General features: G+C 70.3%; 16 protein-coding genes. 12 read left to right on the plus strand and 4 right to left on the minus strand.

Annotated elements, in window-relative coordinates:
• Window positions 1–16: 16 nt before the first annotated feature.
• From qcrC to qcrB, 3 genes are read left to right on the plus strand one after another with little or no spacing between them, the layout of a single operon-like run.
• Complete coding sequence (gene qcrC / locus FKR81_RS26840; RefSeq protein WP_146355710.1) at window positions 17–841, plus strand: cytochrome bc1 complex diheme cytochrome c subunit; 825 nt, start codon at window positions 17–19, stop codon at window positions 839–841.
• Window positions 838–1,962 carry a cytochrome bc1 complex Rieske iron-sulfur subunit gene (gene qcrA / locus FKR81_RS26845; RefSeq protein WP_146355712.1) on the plus strand — a complete coding sequence of 375 codons (1,125 nt, stop codon included), beginning with the start codon at window positions 838–840 and terminating at the stop codon, window positions 1,960–1,962. Before qcrC ends, qcrA begins: the two co-directional genes overlap by 4 nt.
• Window positions 1,959–3,608 carry a cytochrome bc1 complex cytochrome b subunit gene (gene qcrB / locus FKR81_RS26850; protein ID WP_146355714.1) on the plus strand — a complete coding sequence of 550 codons (1,650 nt, stop codon included), beginning with the start codon at window positions 1,959–1,961 and terminating at the stop codon, window positions 3,606–3,608. Before qcrA ends, qcrB begins: the two co-directional genes overlap by 4 nt.
• 108 nt (window positions 3,609–3,716) lie before the next feature.
• Here qcrB and FKR81_RS26855 read toward each other — a convergent pair whose 3' ends face one another.
• Window positions 3,717–4,001, minus strand: a complete 285-nt coding sequence (locus tag FKR81_RS26855) for an Lrp/AsnC family transcriptional regulator (RefSeq protein ID WP_146355716.1) — start codon at window positions 3,999–4,001, stop codon at window positions 3,717–3,719.
• 45 nt (window positions 4,002–4,046) lie between these two features.
• Between FKR81_RS26855 and FKR81_RS26860 the strand changes: the two genes are divergently transcribed.
• A complete protein-coding gene (locus tag FKR81_RS26860; RefSeq protein WP_235921787.1) occupies window positions 4,047–4,856 on the plus strand; it encodes an MIP/aquaporin family protein in 810 nt (269 codons plus the stop codon).
• A gap of 479 nt (window positions 4,857–5,335) precedes the next feature.
• On the opposite strand, the gene FKR81_RS26865 is transcribed toward FKR81_RS26860, so the two are convergent.
• Complete coding sequence (locus FKR81_RS26865; RefSeq protein WP_146355718.1) at window positions 5,336–7,036, minus strand: DEDD exonuclease domain-containing protein; 1,701 nt, start codon at window positions 7,034–7,036, stop codon at window positions 5,336–5,338.
• A gap of 129 nt (window positions 7,037–7,165) precedes the next feature.
• On the opposite strand from FKR81_RS26865, the gene FKR81_RS26870 reads away from it, so the two are divergent.
• From FKR81_RS26870 to FKR81_RS26885, 4 genes are all read left to right on the plus strand, one after another.
• Window positions 7,166–8,503 (plus strand): NYN domain-containing protein, encoded by a 1,338-nt coding sequence (locus FKR81_RS26870; protein WP_146355774.1) that lies wholly within the window; start codon window positions 7,166–7,168, stop codon window positions 8,501–8,503.
• 64 nt (window positions 8,504–8,567) lie between these two features.
• Window positions 8,568–9,596 (plus strand): C40 family peptidase, encoded by a 1,029-nt coding sequence (locus FKR81_RS26875; protein ID WP_146355720.1) that lies wholly within the window; start codon window positions 8,568–8,570, stop codon window positions 9,594–9,596.
• A gap of 11 nt (window positions 9,597–9,607) precedes the next feature.
• Window positions 9,608–10,660 carry a hypothetical protein gene (locus tag FKR81_RS26880; RefSeq protein ID WP_146355722.1) on the plus strand — a complete coding sequence of 351 codons (1,053 nt, stop codon included), beginning with the start codon at window positions 9,608–9,610 and terminating at the stop codon, window positions 10,658–10,660.
• A gap of 9 nt (window positions 10,661–10,669) precedes the next feature.
• Window positions 10,670–11,770 (plus strand): glycosyltransferase family 4 protein, encoded by a 1,101-nt coding sequence (locus FKR81_RS26885; RefSeq protein ID WP_146355724.1) that lies wholly within the window; start codon window positions 10,670–10,672, stop codon window positions 11,768–11,770.
• A gap of 56 nt (window positions 11,771–11,826) precedes the next feature.
• Here the strand turns inward: FKR81_RS26885 and FKR81_RS26890 are convergent, their stop codons facing one another.
• Together FKR81_RS26890 and FKR81_RS26895 are read right to left on the minus strand one after the other, a co-directional pair.
• Window positions 11,827–14,715, minus strand: coding sequence for an AfsR/SARP family transcriptional regulator (locus tag FKR81_RS26890; RefSeq protein ID WP_146355726.1), 2,889 nt, complete (start codon window positions 14,713–14,715; stop codon window positions 11,827–11,829).
• A 253-nt stretch (window positions 14,716–14,968) separates the two neighbouring features.
• Complete coding sequence (locus FKR81_RS26895; RefSeq protein WP_146355728.1) at window positions 14,969–16,765, minus strand: AMP-dependent synthetase/ligase; 1,797 nt, start codon at window positions 16,763–16,765, stop codon at window positions 14,969–14,971.
• Window positions 16,766–16,863: 98 nt separating this feature from the next.
• On the opposite strand from FKR81_RS26895, the gene FKR81_RS26900 reads away from it, so the two are divergent.
• Genes FKR81_RS26900 through FKR81_RS26915 form a run of 4 tightly spaced genes read left to right on the plus strand, consistent with a single transcriptional unit; the run spans window position 16,864 to window position 19,750 of the window.
• Window positions 16,864–17,262 (plus strand): polyketide cyclase / dehydrase and lipid transport, encoded by a 399-nt coding sequence (locus FKR81_RS26900; RefSeq protein ID WP_146355730.1) that lies wholly within the window; start codon window positions 16,864–16,866, stop codon window positions 17,260–17,262.
• A gap of 37 nt (window positions 17,263–17,299) precedes the next feature.
• Window positions 17,300–18,088, plus strand: a complete 789-nt coding sequence (locus FKR81_RS26905) for a metallophosphoesterase family protein (RefSeq protein WP_146355732.1) — start codon at window positions 17,300–17,302, stop codon at window positions 18,086–18,088.
• Between the two features lie 22 nt (window positions 18,089–18,110).
• Complete coding sequence (locus tag FKR81_RS26910; protein WP_146355734.1) at window positions 18,111–18,533, plus strand: SRPBCC family protein; 423 nt, start codon at window positions 18,111–18,113, stop codon at window positions 18,531–18,533.
• A complete protein-coding gene (locus FKR81_RS26915) occupies window positions 18,530–19,750 on the plus strand; it encodes an ArsA family ATPase (protein WP_146355736.1) in 1,221 nt (406 codons plus the stop codon). The genes FKR81_RS26910 and FKR81_RS26915 overlap by 4 nt, the downstream gene beginning before the upstream one ends.
• Window positions 19,751–19,752 lie beyond the last annotated feature (2 nt).

Raw genomic sequence — 19,752 nt, forward strand, 5'->3', positions numbered from 1 at the left:
AAGGGTTGCCGTACACATGACCACCGCACCAGCCAAAACGGCTACGAAACGGGCCCGCGCGCGCACCAAGCTGCGCCGCCGGGTTGCCGGCCTGCTCGCGCTGGGGTTCGCCCTGCTCAGCGCGGGGTTGCTCTTCAGCGCGTTCGCGCCGCAGGCGCAGACCGCTCAGGCGCAGCAGGACTCCGCGCTCGTGCGGCAGGGCGAGCAGCTCTACAAGAACACCTGTTCGACGTGCCACGGCAAGTCGCTCGAAGGTGTGAAGGACCGCGGTCCGACGCTCGTCGGCGTCGGCGACGCGGCCGTCTACTTCCAGACTTCCACCGGCCGCATGCCCATGGCGCGGCAGGAGGCGCAGGCCCACCGCAAGCCGCAGAAGCTGTCCGACGAGGACATCGCGGCGCTGATGGCGTACATCAACGCCAACGGCGGCGAGGGCCCGAAGAAGCCGGCTGAGTCCGGTGAGGCGCTGCGAGGCGACAACCCCGCGCGCGGTGGTGAGCTCTTCCGCCTGAACTGCGGCAACTGCCACAACGCCAGCGGCCGCGGCGGCGCCCTGTCGTCCGGCAAGTTCGCGCCGACGCTCGACGGTGTCTCCGAAGAGCAGATCTACACCGCGATGCTGACCGGCCCGCAGAACATGCCGAAGTTCGGCGAGCGCCAGCTCACGCCGGACGAGAAGAAGGACATCATCGCGTACGTCAAGTCCGTCACGGACGGGAACAACAACCCCGGTGGTAACCCCATCGGCGGGTTCGGTCCCGTCTCGGAGGGCCTGATCGCGTTCATCGTGGGTATCGCCGCACTCGTGGGCGTGACCCTCTGGATCGGAGCCAAGGCATGAGCGGCGAGACGCCGACCAACCTGCCCTCTGAGGCAGAGCTCGCTGAGATGAGCAGGGACGAGCTGGTTCGGCTCGGTACGAAGCTGGACGGCGTCGAGCTCGTCCACTACGAGGAGAAGTGGCCGGTCGAGGGCACCAAGGCCGAGCGCCGCGCCCAGCGGTCCGTGGCGGCCTGGTTCCTGCTCGCCGCCGTGACCGGGATCGCGTTCCTCGGCGTCTTCCTCTTCTGGCCGTGGCAGTACGAGGCCCCGCACAGCGACAAGCACCTGTTGTACCTCGCGTACAACCCGCTGATCGGCCTGTTCATGGGCCTCTCGGTGCTCGCCATCGGTGTCGGCGCGGTGCTCTACACCAAGAAGTTCCTGCCGGACGAGATCGCGGTCCAGCAGCGCGGCGACGGCAAGTCGTCCGAAGTCGACCGCGCGACGCTGGTCGCGGAGCTCGCCGACGCCGGTGAGCGCAGCGGCATCGCCCGCCGTTCGCTGATCAAGCGCACGGCCGGCCTCGGTGCGGGCGTGTTCGGCCTGGGTGTCGCGGTCGTCCCGCTGGGCGCCCTGATCAAGAACCCGTGGTCGGACAGCGAGAGCAAGAACTCGCTCTGGCACACCAGCTGGAAGCCGGAGAACGGCGAGAAGGTCTACCTGCGCCGCCACACCGGCAACTTCCACGAGATCGTGAAGGTCCGGCCCGAGGACATCGAGCCGGGCGGCTTCGAGACCGTCTTCCCGTTCCGCGAGTCGGAGCGGGGCGACGAGCACGCGCTGGTCTCGGCGCTGAAGCGGTCCGACGCGCCGGTCATGCTGATCCGCCTGCGCCCGAACCAGCCGATCGTGAAGCGGGCCGGCCAGGAGGACTTCAACTTCGGCGACCTGTACGCGTTCTCGAAGATCTGCACGCACCTCGGCTGCCCGACCTCGCTGTTCGAACAGCAGACCGGTCTGCTGCTGTGCCCGTGCCACCAGTCGCAGTTCGACGTCTTCCACTACGCGAAGCCCCGGTTCGGCCCCGCTACCCGGCCGCTGCCACAGCTTCCGATCACGGTGGACGAAGACGGATACTTGATTGCCCGCGGCGACTTCATCGAGGCTGTGGGTCCGGCGTTCTGGGAGCGGAAGTCATGAGTGCCATCACCACCCCGACGAAGCCGGCCAACGCGGCCGCGCGGATCGCGGGCGCGGCGGCCAACGCTGCCGACGAGCGGTTCCACGCGGCCAAGGGCATTCGTCACCAGCTGAACAAGGTCTTCCCGACGCACTGGTCGTTCCTGCTCGGCGAGATCGCCCTCTACAGCTTCATCGTGCTGCTGCTGTCGGGCACGTACCTGGCGCTGTTCTTCGACCCCTCGATGACCGAGGTGACCTACAACGGCGCCTTCGAGAACCTCAAGGGCATCGAGATGTCGCGGGCGTTCGCGTCCACGCTCGACATCTCGTTCGAGACGCGCGGCGGCCTCTTCGTCCGCCAGGTGCACCACTGGGCGGCGCTGCTGTTCATGGGCGCGATCGTCGTGCACATGTTCCGGATCTTCTTCACCGGTGCGTTCCGCAGGCCGCGTGAGATCAACTGGGTCATCGGCATCTTGCTGTTCATGCTCGGCGCGATCGAGGGCTTCCTCGGCTACTCGCTCCCCGACGACCTGCTCTCCGGCACCGGCCTCCGCGTCATGGCGGCACTGCTGATCTCCATCCCGGTCATCGGCACCTGGCTGAACTGGCTGATGTTCGGTGGCGAGTTCCCCGGCAACGACATCATCCCGATGCTCTACACCGCGCACATCCTGCTCATCCCGGCGATCATCCTCGGCCTGATCGCGGCGCACCTGGGTCTGGTCTGGTACCAGAAGCACACCCAGTTCCCCGGCGTCGGCCGCAAGGAGACGAACGTCGTCGGCGTGCGCATCATGCCGGTGTTCGCGGCCAAGGGCGGCGGCTTCTTCGCCATCGTCGTCGGCGTCATCGCGATCATGGGTGGCGTCTTCCAGATCAACCCGATCTGGACGTTCGGCCCGTACAACCCGGCTCAGGTGCTCGCGGGCTCGCAGCCCGACTGGTACATGGGCTGGACCGACGGCCTGGTCCGCATCTGGCCCGCGTGGGAGCTCTACCTGGGCAACTACACGGTGCCCGCGCCGTTCCTGCCGTTCATCCTGGGCCTGCCCCTGCTGACCGGCATCGCGGCCGTGTACCCGTGGATCGAGAAGCGGCTCACCAAGGACTACGCGCACCACAACCTGCTGCAGCGCCCGCGTGACGTGCCCGTCCGCACCGCGCTCGGCACGATGGCGATCACGTACTTCATGGTCCTGCTGCTCATGGGCGGCAACGACATCTTCGCGCTCAAGTTCAACATCTCGCTGAACGCGACGACGTGGATGGGCCGGATCGGCATGCTGGTCCTGCCGCCGCTGGCGTACTTCATCGCCTACCGCATCTGCATCGGCCTGCAGCGCGGCGACCGCGAGGTGCTCGAGCACGGTGTCGAGACCGGCATCATCAAGCGCCTCCCGCACGGCGAGTTCATCGAGATCCACCAGCCGCTCGGCCCGGTGGACTCGCACGGCCACCCGGAGCCGCTGGAGTACCAGGGCTCGTCGGTGCCGAAGAAGATGAACAAGCTGGGCTCCGCTGGTCACCCGGTGCCGGGCAGCACGTGGACGCCCGACCCGCCCGAGGAGACCGTCGCGCTCGAGAACGCGCGCAAGAAGAAGGCCGCCATCGAGTCGGCTTCGACCTCCGAGGAGCTGGCGGGCAAGCCGCAGCAACCCTGATTTCCAGGTCAGCGAAAAAGCCCCTGTGCACTTTGGTCACAGGGGCCTTTCGCATGTTGGTGCCGCCGAGTTAATCCCTCGGGACCGAACGTGTGAGCAGCTCGGTTACTACGCGTCATCCAGGCCGATGGCGAACGCCGCCTCAGCATCTCGCTTCGAGTACGACCGGAACGCGATGTGCGTGTCCGTGTTCAGCACACCGGCCACCTTGCTGATCTTGCCGGGGACGAGCGCGGCGAGATCCTCGTGCTGGGCGACCTTCACGAGCGCGATCAGGTCCACGTCACCTGCGCAGGAGTAGACCTCGGTGACGCCATCGATGTCGGCGATCTCCTGCGCCGCCTCGGGGATGCGCTCGGCGGCGGCCTGGATCAGCACGATCGCGGTGACCACTGTGGTCCTCCTAGGTCTCAGCAGGTGGTATCGAAAGCACCGCTAGTGTGCCCTATCGGCAGATCGTGTTCCCGCAGCTCCTCCTGCGAGTTTGGTTTCTCCTTCGTCTCCCGGAAAGAGAAACCTGTGGACCATTCCCATGCCCGCAAGCTGGCGGCCGAGCTGGCTGGCACCACGATCCTCTGCCTGTTCGGCATCTCCGCCGCCGTGTCGGTCGTCGCGGCCGGCAACGAGTCATCCGGTCTGCTGATCGTCGCGCTCGCCCACGGGCTCGCGCTGGCCGTCGGCATCTACGCGTTCGGTGGTGTGTCGGGCGCCCACTTCAATCCGACCGTCACCATCGCCCTCGCCGTGTCCGGGCGGTTGTCCTGGCGCGAGGTGCCGGGGTACGTCACCGCTCAGCTCTTCGGTGGTGTGCTCGCTGCTTACCTCGCCTCGTTGATTCACGGGCAGCAGGCCATCGATGCCGGGCTCGGTGCTACCTCGTTCGGGGCCGGGGTCAGTGTTACCCAGGCTGTTGTCGCTGAGGCTCTCGGTGCGTTCCTCCTCGTCACCGCTGTGTTCGCGCTCGCTGTTTCGCCCTCTGCTCCTCGTGGGGTGCACGGGTTGGGGATCGGGCTTGCGTTGGCTACGCAGATCCTCGCTTTTGGGCCTGTTGCCGGGGCTTCGGTCAACCTCGCCCGGACGTTCGGGCCCGATGTTGTGCTGACGTTCGGTGGTGGGGCTGTTTCTTGGGCTCAGTTGCCTGTGTACATCGTGGCTCCGGTGTTCGGTGGTGTGCTGGCTGCTGGGTTGTACAGCGCTGTCAACGCGCTTTCTCGGGTGCGGGAGAGTGTGGCTTCGTCTTCGTCCTGACTGTGGTTGCGGGGTGGTTGGGGCGCTGCCCCTTGCCCCCGCCGGGGCTCCGCCCCGGACCCCGGCACCACCGGAGGTCTCGGGCTGGGTTTCGTAGTTGGTTGCTTTGGTGGTGGGGATCTCCGTACGGCGCGCCAGAGGCAGCCGCATTTGGGGGTGTGTGTCAAGACAGAAAAGCTGTCTTGACACACACCCCCAAATGCGGCAGGGCTTCGCCCGCGCCGTACGGAGATCCCCACCACCTGTGGTTGTTGCGCCTTCGGCGCTTTGGTCTGCTCGCCTTCGGCTTCGCGGGCCTTTGGTCGGCTCGCCTTCGGCATCGCGGTTGTGTGGCTTGCCTTCGGCATCGTGCCGTTCGGCACGGCTCGGCTTTCGCCTCGCGGCCGTCGCGGGTTCGGCTTCGGCAGCGCTCGCCTCGGCGCGGCTCGGCTTCCTGTCTCGCCGCAGCGCCTGTGTCTGCGGCATCGTGTGGGCCGGTGTCAGCGGTAGAGGTCCTCCTCTGGGCGGGCGGCGGCTGCGCGGTCTGCCCATTCGGTCCACGTTGCGGCGCCGTGGGCCGGGGACGACCACGGGTGGTCTGCGTAGACCAGGCGGGTGCCCGGTTGGGTCAGCCAGCGCAGGACTACGCCGGTTTCCTCTGGAGGGGCGCCGCGCAGTGGGCCCGGTGTGGGTTGGACGGTCTCGGCCCCCGCGACCAAGGCGTCCACCACCGGCATCGGGTGGATGCCTCTGCGGGCCAGGCCTGCTGAGGCCAGGCGGCCGTAGCGGACCACCGAGAACTCCCAGCCGCCCTGGCGGTCCGGGCGGGCTGCCACCAGTTGGGGCAGTTCGGCCAGGGCGGTCAGGCGTTGGGCTCGGTCGAGGGTGCGGACCAGCCATGCCAGGCGGTCGCGGCGGGACGCCGCCTCCTCGTAGCGCTGGGCGTCGGACAGGTGGTCCAGTTGTGAGACGAGGTTGCGCAACGGGTCGGCGCTGTGGCCTCGGATCAGGTCGCGCAGCGCGTCTACAGCGGGGGAGTACTCCTCCACCGACTGCCTGCCCGCGCACGGGGCGCGGCAGCGGCCCAGTTCGGCCAGGGCGCAGGGGGAGGCGCGTTGGTTGCGGGCTGGGATCTTCAGCTTGCACGAGCGCAGGGGGACGGCGTCGAGGATGGCGTCCATGGCTCGTGAGGCGGCGTGTTGGGTGCGGAACGGGCCCAGTGCGCCGTCGCGCGGGTGGCGGACCAGGGACAGGCGTGGGTAGGGCTCGTCGGTCAGCACCAGCCACCAGGCGTGGTGCGGGTTCTTCGACCTCCTGTTGTAGGCGGGGCGGTGGGCGCGGAGCAGGCGCAGTTCGCGCACTTCGGCCTCCAGGGAGTGGGCGCATTCGACGCCGTCCACGCGCACGGCCAGTGCGACCATCTCGCGCAGGCGGCGTCTGCCCTCGCTGGCGGTGAAGTACTGGCGGACGCGGCGGCGGAGGTCCGACGCGGTGCCCACGTACAGGACTTCCTCGTTCGGGCCGCGGAACAGGTACACGCCCGGCTTGGAGGGCAGGTGTGCGGCTAGCGAGCGTTTGCGGCGTTGCTCGGGGGTCACCTCCGGCAGGTACGCGAGCAGCTCCTCCAGCGAGTGCACGCCGACGTTGCCCACGCGCTCCAGCAACGCGTGCAGCACGTCGACCGTCGCGCGCGCGTCGGCCAGGGCGCGGTGGTTCGGCGTGGTCGACGCGCGGAACAAAGTCGCCAGTGCGGACAGGCGGCAGCTCGGGGCCTCCTCGCGGGTCAGGATCCGGCGAGCCAGGCGCACGGTGCACACGACGGACGGCTTGGGCCACCGGTAGCCGTACCGCTCGCACGCCGCCTTCACGAAGCTCACGTCGAAGCCGGAGTTGTGCGCCACCAGCACCGCACCGGCCGCGAACTCGAGGAACGCGGGCAGCACCGACTCCAGGCGCGGCGCGCCCGTCACCATCGCCTGGGTGATCCCGGTGAGCTGCACGACCTGCGGCGGAATGCCCTGCTCCGGGTCGACGAGCGTCGCGAACTCGCCGATCACGGCCCCGCCGCGGACCTTCACCGCACCGATCTCCGTGACCGAGTCCTCGGTCGCGCGGCCACCCGTGGTCTCCAGGTCGAAGACCACGAACGTCGTGTCGCGCAGGGGAGTCCCCAGCTCGTCGAAAGTGAGTTGGACGGTCACGCCTCGGACGTTAGCGACGAGGTCTGACAATTCCCGGAGTCACCTGTGGAACGTTCGCGTGCTGCTGGACGGGGAAGCGGGTCGCTGACCGATGTCAGGTGGCTCTAGCCTGTAGCGGTGCAGGACCCGATGCCCGACCCCGACCTCGATCAACCCGGCCCCGAGGAGCCGGGTGAATCCACTGTGGACTGGGCAGCCCTGCCGGAGCCGCTGCGCACGCGGCTGGCCGAGCTGGGCGCCGACGCGCTCGGTGACATGGCCAAGGTCGACGTGCCGCAGAACCTGAGGCCCGTCGCCAAGTTCGCGCCCACGAAACGCGCCAGGCTGGGCGGTGCCCAGGTGATCGCGGGGCTGCGGGACTCGGCGAACTTCCGCACGGCCGTCGTCGAGTGGCTGCGCAAGAACCGGCCGTCCACGCTCGAGATCACCTCGCCGGACCCGGTCACGGCCGCCGCGGCCGCCGTGCTGCAGGGCGAGGAGGTCGCGACGCACTACGTCGAGCTGGTGTCGCGGCGGGTGGGCGATGCGAACCTGCGCGCCGAGCGGGACGTGGCCGTCGCCAAGCTCGAACGGGCCGAGGTCGAGCTCGAACGGCTGCGCGCCGAACGGTCACAGCTCGACGGAGCAGCCGAGCGGATCCGCGCCGAGGGCGACGCCGAGCTGGAACGGCTGCGCAAGCGGCTGCGGGAGCAGGGCGTGAAGCTGCGCGAGGCCAAGGACCTCGCCGCCAGCGCGAGCGCCGAGGTGGAGAAGGCGCAGGCCGCCGCCGAGCAGGAGCTCAAGCGCCTCACCGCGGAACGCGACCGCGAGCGGGAGCGCGCCGAGTCCGAGCGGTCGAAGGCGCAGCGGGCCATCGCGGACGCCGAGGTCGCCCGGCAGTCGGCGCGCGAGGCGCGGCAGGCCGACGAGGTGCGGCTCGCGCTGCTCGTCGACACGCTCGACGGCGCCGTCACCGGCCTGCGCCGCGAACTGGCGCTCGGCGGCGGCACCGGACCGCGTCCCGCCGACCTCGTCCGGGGCGCCAGCGCGTCCCAGGGCACCGTGGGACGCGTCGAGGACCCCGCCGCACTCGACCGGCTGCTCGCGCTGCCCTCCGTGCACCTCGTCGTCGACGGCTACAACGTCACCAAGACCGGCTACCCCGAGCTGTCGCTGTCCGACCAGCGCGACCGGCTCGTGCACCAGCTGGCCGTGCTCGCGGCCCGCACCGGCGCCGAGGTCACCCTCGTCTTCGACGGCGCGGGCGTCGTCGCCGTCCCGGCCGCCGCGCCACGTGGCGTGCGCGTGCTGTTCAGCGACCCCGGCGTGCTCGCGGACGACGTGATCCGCGCGCTCGTCACGGCCGAGCCGGAGGGCCGCCCGGTCATCGTCGTGACGTCCGACCGCGCCGTCGCGGACTCGGTCCGCCGCCGCGGCGCGCACCCCGTCCCGTCCGCCGTCCTGCTCGCTCGCCTCGGCCGGGTCTGACCCGAAGTCGATCACCCGGTAGCCTGGCGCAGCTCTCGTGACAGGACTGAGGGGACACGGGAAAGTGGCATCTCACAGACTCAAGCGCGGCATCTTCGCGGCCACCGCGGTGGCCGTCGCATCGGTCAGCCTGACCGGATCGCCCGCGACCGCACAACCACCGGCCACCGCGGCGGACGCGCTCAAGAAGTTCAACGAGCTGTCCGAGCAGGCGACCAAGCTCAACGAGGAGGTCCTGCGCGCGCAGGACGACCTCAACGCCAAGAAGGCGGAGCTGGACAAGGCCAACTCGGACGTCGGCGCGGCGCAGCAGGTCGTCGACCGGGCGCAGGCCGACGAGGAGAAGTTCCGCGAGCACGTCGACGTGCTCACCCAGGCCTCCTTCGAGGGCGCCCGGTTCAACCAGCTGTCGGCGCTGCTGGTCAGCGAGTCGCAGCAGGACTTCCTGAACCGCATGTCCGCGCTGGGCATCCTCGCCGCGGACAACAGCGAGGCGCTCGCGAAGCTGTCCGGCGCGGTCGACACGGCGAACCTGGCCAAGCAGTCGGCGCAGGACGCGCAGACCCGCGCGCAGGACGCCGCGAAGGCCGCCGAGCAGCTCAAGACGGACGTCGACAAGCGCAACGGCGAGCTGCAGACCCAGATCAAAGAGGTCAAGACGGCGCTGAACAACCTGTCGGCGGGTGACCAGCGCAAGCTCGCCGACAAGGGCGACATGTCGAACATCTCGGTGCCCGCAGGCGCGGCCGGTGCGGCGCTCGAGTTCGCGCTCAACCAGCGCGGCGACGGCTACCGCTACGGCTCGACCGGCCCGGACCTGTGGGACTGCTCCGGCCTGACCATGAAGGCGTACGCGGCGGCGGGCGTCTCGATCCCGCGCACCAGCGGCGGTCAGGCGGGTGTCGGACGATCGGTGTCCCGCGCGGACGTCCGCGCCGGTGACCTGATCATCTACTACTCGTCGCAGTCGCACGTCGCGATGGCCGTGGACAACGTCCGCGCCGTCCACGCGTCGACCGAGGGGCGGCCGGTCCTGATCGCCAACATCGACGCGATCGGCCCGGTCAGCGTCATCCGCCGAGTGGCTGGCTAGCCTTCGGCGGTGTGAGTCGTCTTCGAGGTGCGCTGGTCGCGGCGGTCGCGGTCACGCTGCTGGCAGGCCTGACGCAGGCACAGGCCCCCGCCCAGCGCACCCTCGACGACCTGCTGAGCCAGCGCGCGGACGCCGTTCGCGCGCACAACGAGCAGGCGTTCGCCGAGGGTGTCGACCCCGACGCGTCACCGCAGTTCGCGGACGCCCAGCGGCAGCTGTTCCGCAATCTCGTGTCCCTGCCGCTGCGGACCTGGTCGTACGAACGCGACGGCGACCAGGTCAGGCTCGTCTACGCGCTGAAGGACGAACCCGAGATCACCGCGGACGTCCGTTACGAGTTCGTCGAGCGCCGCAACCGCTGGTACCTGCGCGACGCGAAACCCCTGCTGCCGTGGGACTTCGCGCCTCTCCAGGTCCGGTCGGCGGCTAGCGGGGTCGTGCTGAGCCACCCCGGCGACGAGGCACTGGCCGAGCGCGTGCTGGCCGAGCTGGACCCGGCCGTCGACGCCGTCACGGAGGTCTGGGGCACCGACTGGGCGCGTCAGGTCGTGGTCGTCATCCCGCACAACCCGGATGAGCTGCGTGAGCTCGTCGGACCGGTCCTCACGGACGTGGCGGGCATCGCCGTCGCCGCCCGGTCCGATCCGCCGGCAGGCCAGCGGGTGGTGATCAACCCGGACCGCGCGGGCTCGTTGCCGTCGCTGGAACTGGGCATCCTCATCCGGCACGAGATCACCCACGTCGCGGCCAGGCGCGTCACCCGCGCGACCGCGCCGATGTGGCTGCAGGAGGGCTTCGCGGACTACGTGGGCTTCCGCGGCACCGGGCTCAGCCTGAAGCAGGCGGCACCGCTGCTGACGTCCCAGGTCACGGCGCCGCCGAAGGACTTCGTCGGACCGGACCGCGACCTGGCCTACCAGCAGGCGTACTCGCTGTGCCTCTGGCTGGCGGAGGAACGCGGTGAGCAGGGCCTCGTCGACTTCTACCGCACCCATCAGTCCGAAGTGGACATCAACATCGACGTGGAGGCCTGGCGGAGGTTCCTCCTCGACCGCATCGGCTAGCGTGGAGCCGTGCGTCGGACCCTCCTGGTGACCAATGACTTCCCGCCCCGGCCGGGCGGCATCCAGTCCTACCTGCACGCTTTCACGACGAGGCTGCCCGCTGACGACCTCGTCGTGTACGCGCCGAGCTGGAAGGGCGCCGAGGAGTTCGACGCGAAGCAGCCGTTCCAGGTGGCCCGGCACCCCACGTCGCTCATGCTGCCCACACCGGACGTGCTGAAGCGCGCCCGCGACATCGCGCGCGTGGAGCACTGCGACGCCGCGTGGTTCGGTGCCGCCGCCCCGCTCGCGCTGCTGGCGCCGCACCTCGGTTTGAGCCGCGCGGTCGCGTGCACGCACGGCCACGAGGTCGGCTGGTCGATGCTCCCCGGCGCGCGGCAGGCGTTGCGCCGCATCGGGTCCGGTGTGGACGTCGTGACGTTCGTCAGCCGCTACACCCGGTCCCGGTTCGCGGCGGCGTTCGGCCCGATGGCCGCGCTGGAGCACCTTCCGTCCGGAGTGGACACTGAGACGTACCGGCCGGATCCCGTTGCGCGGGAGGAGATCCGCAAGCGGCACGGGCTCGGCGACCGGCCGGTGATCGTGTGCGTGTCGCGCCTGGTGCCGCGCAAGGGACAGGACGTCCTCATCCGCGCGCTCCCCGAGATCCAGCGGCGCGTGCCCGGCGCCGCGCTGCTGATCGTCGGCGGCGGGCCGTACCGCAAGACGCTGGAAGCCATGGCGGGCAACGACGTCATCATCACCGGATCCGTGCCGTGGGAAGAGCTTCCCGCGCACTACGCCGCCGGCGACGTGTTCGCGATGCCGTGCCGCACCAGGGGCAGGGGACTCGACGTCGAGGGACTCGGCATCGTCTACCTGGAGGCGTCGGCGACCGGGCTCCCGGTCGTGGCCGGCCGGTCGGGCGGTGCACCGGAGACCGTGCGCGACGGCATCACCGGCAACGTCGTCGACGGGCGTGACGTGGCGCAGGTCGCGGACACCCTCGCGACCCTGCTGGAGGACCCGGAACGTGCCGCCAAGATGGGGCGGGCCGGACGCGAGTGGGTCAGTGAGCAGTGGCGCTGGGACCAGCTCGCCGAGCGGCTGGCGCGCTTGATCGACGGCTGACTCGTGATCGGCGAGCAGTGGCGCTGGGACCAGCTCGCGCGACAGCCGGAGGACGGCTAAAGAACCTGATCGGCGGCTGACCGGGCGCGTTGCTCCAGCGCCCGCAGCCCGAGCCGCGCCGACATCGACGCGGCCTCCTCGGCCACCGCGCGCGAGGCGTCCGCCCTGCCCTGCCGCCGGTGCACCTCGGCGAGCCCGAGCAGCGCCCGCACCTCGCCCGAGTGGTAGCCGATCCGGTGCGCGGTGCCCTGCGCCTGCTCGTACAGCGCCATCGCGTCGTCGAGCCGTCCCTCGCTGACGAGCACGTCGCCGAGTCCGATCCGCGCGCTCGTCGCCACCTGCTGGTCGCCGCCATCGGACACCAGCGCCAGCGCCCGCGACGCCAGCTCCTCGGCCCGCCGCGGCTCACCGAGATCGAGGTGCAGCGCCGCCAGCTGCTCCAGCGCCTCGGCGACGCCCTCGGGCACGTTGTCCATCTCGAGCGCGCGTTCCAGGTGCTTGCGGGCCTCCTCGCGCTCGCCGCGCAGCCGCAACGCCATGCCCAGGTACATGTTGCTGTCCGCGGACGGCTGGAGCCGCAGCGCCTCGCGGAAGTGCTCGACCGCCTCGTCCAGCTCACCGAGCTCGACGGCGAGCTGACCCAGGTTGTAGAGCACCGTGCACACGGTGTCCGCCGACCGCAGCATCTCCAGCCCGCGCAGCAGCGTGTCCTTGGCCGCGGTGAGGTTGCCGGACCGCCGGTGCACCAGCGCCAGGTTGTTCAGCACGCCCGCCTCGGCGTCACCGTCGCCCAGGTCCCGGTACAGCGCGATCGCCCGGTTGTGGTGCTCGATCGACCGGTCGAACTCCGCCAGCTTCAGGTACAGCGTGCCGAGGTTGGCGTGCATCGCCGCCTCGGCCGGCCGGTGGTGCTGCTCGTACGCGGCGTGCAGGCCGTGGTGCGCGGTCGCCAGCCACTCACCGACGTGCTGGCCGATCCACAGGTAGCCGCGCAGCCCGTCCGCGAGCCGCCACGCCATCGCCGCCGGACCGTGCTGGGCGGCCTGCCGGATCGCGGCCGTCAGGTTCGCGCGCTCCGCGTCGAGCCACGCCAGCGCCTCCACGCCCGACGAGATCCGGGGCACCGGGCCCGCGGACGCCGACGGCAGCCGCACGGCGCCGGGGTAGAGCAGCTCGGCGCACCGGTCCACCCAGCGCGCGTAGTGGTCCAGCAGCCTGCTCCAGGCCACGTCCTGCGACTCCTGGTCGTCCTCGGTCTCGCGCAGCCGCGCGGAGAACCGGACCATCTCGTCGTGGAACCGGAACCGCCCCGGTGTCGCCTCGACCACCAGGTTCGCGATCGCCAGCACCGCGAGCAGCCCGGCCGCGTCGACGTCCGCCAGCGACGACGCGACGTCCGCCGTGAAGTCCGGGCCCGGCACGAGGCTGAGCAGCCGGAACAGCCTGCGCGGCTCCTCGGGCAGCGCCGCGTAGGCGAGCTCGATCGGTGAACCGGAGATCGTCATCTCGTCGCGCCCCGCCAGGTAGGCGGCGGCGATGCGCAGTGCCAGCGGCAGGTGGCCGCAGCGCTCGGCGAGCGCCGCGTGGTCGCCCGGCCCGAGCACACCGGTCAGCAGCTCGACCGACTCCTCGGGCGTGAACGCGTCCAGCGGCACCGTGCGCGCGCCGTTCATCGCGATCAGCCCGCGCAGGTCGTCGCGGCTCGTCACGATCACCGGGCAGCTCGCCGCACCCGGCAGCAGCGGCCGCACCTGGTCCGGCACGGACGCGTTGTCCAGCACCAGCAGCATCCGCCTGCCCGCGAGCAGCGAGCGGAACATCGTGCTCTGCTCGTCCGCGTCGGCCGGGATCTCGTCCGGCGGCACACCCAGCGCCCGGAGGAACCGCGACAGCACGTCCACGCCGTCCGCGGCCGGCCCGAGCGCGTATCCGCGCAGGTCGACGTACAGCTGGCCGTCCGGGAACCGTGCGCGCAGCAGGTGCGCGACGTGCACTGCCAGCGTCGTCTTGCCGACACCGGCTGGCCCGGAGAGCGTCACGATCGGCACGGCCGTCGCCTCCGGCGGCGCGATCAGCTCGGTGATGCGCCGGACGTGGTCCAGGCGTCCGACGAAGTCCGGGATGTCCGTGGGCATCCGCGTCGGTGTCGTCGCGACCGGTTCGGGTTCCGCGCGCGCCTGCTGCCGCGGTGCCGCGATCTCCGGCGCGCCCACCAGGATCGCCTGGTGCAGCTTCCGCAGCTCCTCGCTCGGCTCGATGCCCAGCTGGTCGCCCAGCAGCTTGCCGACCTGCCGGAACGTCTCCAGCGCCTCGGCCTGGCGGCTGCCCCGGTACAGCGCGAGCATCAGCTGACCCCAGAACCGCTCCCGCAGCGGGTGGTCGCGCGTCAGCGAGAACAGCTCGGACACGAGGTCCGCGTGGTTGCCCAGCGCCAGCTCGACGTCGATGCGCCGTTCGTGCACCTGCATCAGCTGCTCGTTCAGCCTGGGCACGTGCTCCCGGTGCAGCGTCTCGCTGGGGACGTCCGACAGCGCCGGTCCGCGCCACAGGTCCAGCGCGGTGGAAAACGCTTGCCTCGCCGTCGCCAGATCGCCGTTCTCGGCCGCCTGCTGTCCGCGCGCCGCCGCGTCGGCGAACCGGTGCACGTCGAGCTGCTCGTGCTCGACGCGGATCTGGTAGCCGTCGGCGACCGTGCGGATCAGCGCCGGGTTGCCCAGCGCGTGCCTCAGCCGCATCACGTACGTCTGCAGCGTGCCGCGCGTCCTGGCCGGGGGCGTGTCGCCCCACACGTGCTCGATCAGCTCCGTGACCTGCACTGTTCGGTTGGGACGCAGCAGCAGTGCGGCCAGCAGAGCGCGGTGCTTGCCCGCGCGCAGCAGCACCTCGCGCCCGTCGAGGCGCACCTCCATGGGACCGAGCAGCCGGAACTCCGGACCCGAACCCATACCGTCCCCTCATGAGCTTCACGGTGGCGTGCTCCGCGTGCCGGAACAGCCTATGCGCGCACTGTCGCGAAGTGACATCGCGGCGTCAGCGATACGACAGCGCCATCGGGCAATCTTCTACTCGTCCCGGTCGGGGGGCCGGGGCATCAAACTTCTCGGGTTCCGTGGCGGAGGAAGGCCACGGATCACGAACACTGGGGGTCGAAAGGCCCAGAGGCACCGCCTCTGGGCCTTTCGCGCTGTGCTGGGGTCGTTACTTGGCGTAGATGGCGTCGATGTCCGCCGAGTACGTCGTCGCCACGACAGAGCGACGCAGCTTCAGCGACGGCGTCATCTCGCCACCCGCCTCGGTGAAGTCGATCGGCAGCACCCGGAACTTCCGGATCGCCTCCGCCTTCGACACCGACTTGTTGGCCTCGTCGACGACCGCCTGGATCTCGGCCACCAGGTCCGCGTCGTCGATGAGGTCGGCGACCTCGGCCGAAGCAGCCTTGCCGTGCTGCTCCTTCCACGCCGGGAAGAACTCCGGGTCGATGGTGACCAGCGCACCGATGAACGGCTGCTTGTCACCGACGACCATGCACTGGCTGACCAGCGGGTGCGCCCGGATGCGGTCCTCGAGCTGGGCCGGGGAGACGTTCTTGCCACCGGCGGTGACGATGATCTCCTTCTTCCGGCCGGTGATCGTCAGGAAGCCCTCGTCGTCCAGCACACCGATGTCACCGGTGTGGAACCACCCGTCCTCCAACGACTCCTTCGTCGCCTCCGGGTTGTTCCAGTAGCCGCTGAAGACGATGTCGCCCTTGATGAGGATCTCGCCGTCCTCCTCGATCCGCACCGCCGTACCCGGTACCGGGCGGCCGACCGTGCCGACCTTCGACGCGCCGTGCGCCGTGACGCACGCGGCGGCGCTGGTCTCGGTCAGGCCGTAGCCCTCGAACACCGGGATGCCGACGCCGCGGAAGAAGTGCGCGAGCCGGTCACCCAGCGGCGCACCACCCGACACGGCGGCGATGCAGCGGCCACCGAGCGCGGCGCGGAGCTTGCCGAACACCAGGCGGTCGAACAGCGCGTGCTTGAGACGCAGCGCGATGCCGGGGCCGCCGGAGTCGAGCGACTGGCTGTACTCGACGGCGGTCGCCTCCGCCGCGTCGAAGATCTTGCCCTTGCCCGCCGCGTGCGCCTTCTGCTTGGCGCCGTTGTAGACCTTCTCGAAGACGCGCGGCACGGCGACGACGAACGTCGGCCGGAAGGTGCCCAGGTCCGCGACCAGGTCCTTCACGTCGGCGGTGTGGCCGACGGTGGCGCGCGAGTAGATGCACGAGATGGCCAGCGCGCGGGCCAGGATGTGCGCCAGCGGCAGGAAGATCAGCAGCGAGTTGCCCGCCGCCAGGATCTCCGGGAACAGCACCAGCGCCGACCGCACCTCGGACAGCAGGTTGCGGTGGGTGAGGGTGCAGCCCTTCGGACGGCCGGTGGTGCCGGACGTGTAGACGAGCGTCGCCGTCTCGTCCGCCTTCACCTCGCGCCTGCGTTCGTGGACCGCCTCGTCGGAGACGTCCTTGCCGAGCGCGGTGAGCTCGTCGATCGCTCCCGCGCTGCCTTCGATCTGCCACACGTGCTGCAGCTCGGACAGCTTGTCGATGACCGAGTCGAGCGTTTTTCGATGCCCGTTGGTCTCGACGAACACGGCCTTGGCGGCCGAGTCCGAGAGGATCCAGTCCATCTGGTCGGCCGAGGAGGTCTCGTAGATCGGGACCGTGATGCCGCCGGCCGCCCAGATGGCGTAGTCGATCAGTGACCACTCGTAGCGGGTCTTCGACACCAGGCCGATGCGGTCGCCATGCTCCAGGCCGGCCGCGATGAGGCCCTTGGCCACGGCCATGACCTGCGCCGCGAAGTCACGCGCTGTGACGTCGACCCAGGTCCCGTCGACGTGCCTCCGGAAGCTGACCGTGTTGCCGAAGCGCTCCGCGTTGGCCCACACCATGTCGGTGAGGTTCTCCTCCGGAGCCACTGCAGCGGTGGCGGGGACGCTGAACTCGCGCACGTCAACCTCCGTACGGTTGTTTGTTACTGGTGGGGAAACTTAGCGTGTGATTCCGGCGATACAAAGGTTGGGACGCCCTTCCGTTACCTTTTGACGTCATGCCGAGCGTGGACGTCGTCGACGAGACATTCCTGGCCGTGCCACCGACCGTGGTCGCGGCCGCGTTCGCGGCGCCCTCGTCGTGGCGGACGTACTGGCCGGATCTCGACCTCGACGTCTACGCGGATCGGGGTGTCGAAGGGCTTCGCTGGACCGTGCGAGGCGCACTCGTGGGGACGATGGAGGTCTGGCTGGAGCCCGTCCTGGACGGCACGGTGGTGCACTACTTCCTCCGTGCTGATCTCGCCCAGAGCGATGGGGGGAGCCTGTCGGAACTCACGCCGCGGCAGGCGCAGCGGGAGGTCCGGCGTCGCCAGATCGCCGCGAAGACCGTGGCGCTCCAGCTCAAGATGACATTGGAGGACGGTCGCCCCCCTGGCTGCCCGCCAGCCGGGTGATCTTGGTTGCCCTCCGTCTCGAAACTAGGTTGTGGGTGTGCGGGTTCACGTTGTGTCCGATGTGCACGGCAACGCCGAGGCTCTGGCCAGAGCCGGTGACGGTGCCGATGCGCTGGTAGTGCTGGGTGACCTGATCGACTTCGTCGACTACTACGACCACTCCAAGGGCATTCTCGGGCGCGTGTTCGGTCCGGAGAAAGTAGGAGTGTTCGCAGAACTTCGGCGCGGCACGCGCCGGGCGGACACGTCGACCTACATCCGGTCGCTTTGGGACGGTCTCGAGGACGCGGCCGCGGTCGTCGAGGAAGCCGTGCTGGAGCAGTACCACGCGCTGTTCTCGGCGATGTCCGCGCCGACGTACGCGACGCCCGGCAACGTCGACAGCCCGCACCTGTGGCCGCAGTTCGTGCGCGACGGCGTGCACGTGCTGGACGGCGAGGTCGCCGAGATCGGCGGCCTGCGGTTCGGCTTCGCCGGCGGCGGACTGCTGCCCGCGGGTGCCGTGCGCAGGCCCGGCGCGCCGTGGTGGCCCTACCTGCGCACCGAGGAGAACATGCGCGAGGCGTTGCTCGGGCTCACCGACGTGGACGTCCTGTGCACGCACATCCCGCCCGCCGTGCCGGAGCTCACCTACGACGTCGTCGCGCGCCGCCCCGAGTGGGGTTCGCGGCCCGCGCTGGAGGTCATCGAGCGCGACCGGCCGCGCTGGGCGCTGTTCGGCCACGTGCACCAGCCGCTCGCCCGCCGGGTGCGCGTCGGGTACACCGAGTGCGTCAACGTCGGGCACTTCCAGCGCAGCGGCAAGCCTCACGTCCTGACTTGGTAGAAGCAGCGGTAACCTGCACCGCATGGCCGACGAGTCCACTCAGTCCATCGTCATCGACGCACCGCCCGAGCAGATCATGGCGGTCATCGCGGACTTCGCCGCGTACCCGGACTGGGCGAACGGGGTGAAGAAGGTCGAGATCCTGGAAGACGACCAGGTCAAGTTCAACATCGACCAGGGCCCCGTCAAGGACGAGTACGTCCTCAAGTACGACTGGGCGGCCGACGGCAAGTCCGTCAGCTGGGACCTGGTCAAGGGCACCATGCAGAAGTCGCAGCACGGCAGCTACGTGCTCGAGCCGTCCGGCGCCGGCACCAAGGTGACGTACACGCTGTCCGTCCAGCTGGTGATCCCGATGATCGGCCTGTTCCGCCGCAAGGCCGAGAAGATGATCCTGGACACGGCGCTGAAGGAGCTCAAGAAGCGCGTGGAGAGCGCCGCTTGAGCCGAGTCCTCCTCTTCACCGGCAAGGGAGGCGTCGGCAAGACGACGCTGGCCGCCGCCACCGCCGCCTCGTTGGCCGCGAGCGGGCGCAAGGCGCTCGTCGTGTCCACCGATCCCGCCCATTCGCTCGGTGACGCACTAGGTGTAGCTCTGGGCGCGCGCCCGTCCGAAGTGGACGGGTCCGGCCTTTCGGGCGGCCTGTTCGCGTGCCAGATCGACCCGCGCGGACTCGTCGACGGCGCGTGGGGCGAGCTGCGCGGCCACCTGCGCACCGTGCTCGCCGGCGCGGGCGTCGAGGAGCTCGACGCCGAGGAGCTGACCGTCGTGCCGGGCGTCGAGGAGCTCCTCGCGCTCGCCGAGGTGCAGCGGCTCGCGTCGTCTGGCCCATGGGAGACGGTCGTCGTCGACTGCGGCCCGACCGCGGAGACGTTGCGGCTGCTGGCGTTGCCCGAGGCGTTCGCCGGGTACCTGGAGCGGTTGTTCCCCACGCATCGCAGGGTCGTGCGCGGCCTGCTGGCCGGTGTCGCGGGGACCGGGACGGTGGAGAAGTGGGACGCCACCGCCGACGCCCTGTCCCGGCTCGCCGAACAGCTCGACGCGCTGAAGTCGTTGCTCGCCGATCACTCGTCGACGAGCGTCCGGCTGGTTCTCACGCCTGAGCGCGTCGTCGCCGCCGAGACGCGCCGCACGCTGACCGCGTTGGCGCTGCAGGGAATCCGCGTCGACGGCGTGATCGCGAACCGTCTCGTGCCGTCACCCGGTTCCGCTCGCGGCACGGCCGCCTCGTGGCTGCGCACGCGTCGCCACGAGCAGGACGCCGTGCTGGCGTCGCTGACCGGCGTGGCGTCGCTGCGCACGGTCGACCACCGCGCGTCCGAGCCGGTCGGTGTCGCCGCGCTGCTGGAGGTGGCGGACGGCCTGTACGGCACGTCCGACCCGCTGGACGGCTCGCCGGACACCGGTCAGATGCTCGAGGTGTCGGGCAGCGGCCGCGGCCAGGACGCGCTCTACACGCTGCGGATCACGGTGCCGCTGGCCGACGACATGGAACTGGACCTCGCTCGGGTCGGTGACGAGCTCGCGCTGACGGTCGACGGCCGCCGCAAGCTCGTCGCGCTGCCGTCGCTGCTGAAGCGGTGCATCGTGACCGGTGCCGAGATGGACGACAACGGGGTGACGGTGCGGTTCCGCCCGGATCCGTCGCTGTGGATGCGGTGATC

The organism is Lentzea tibetensis, assembly GCF_007845675.1.
Classification (GTDB): domain Bacteria; phylum Actinomycetota; class Actinomycetes; order Mycobacteriales; family Pseudonocardiaceae; genus Lentzea; species Lentzea tibetensis.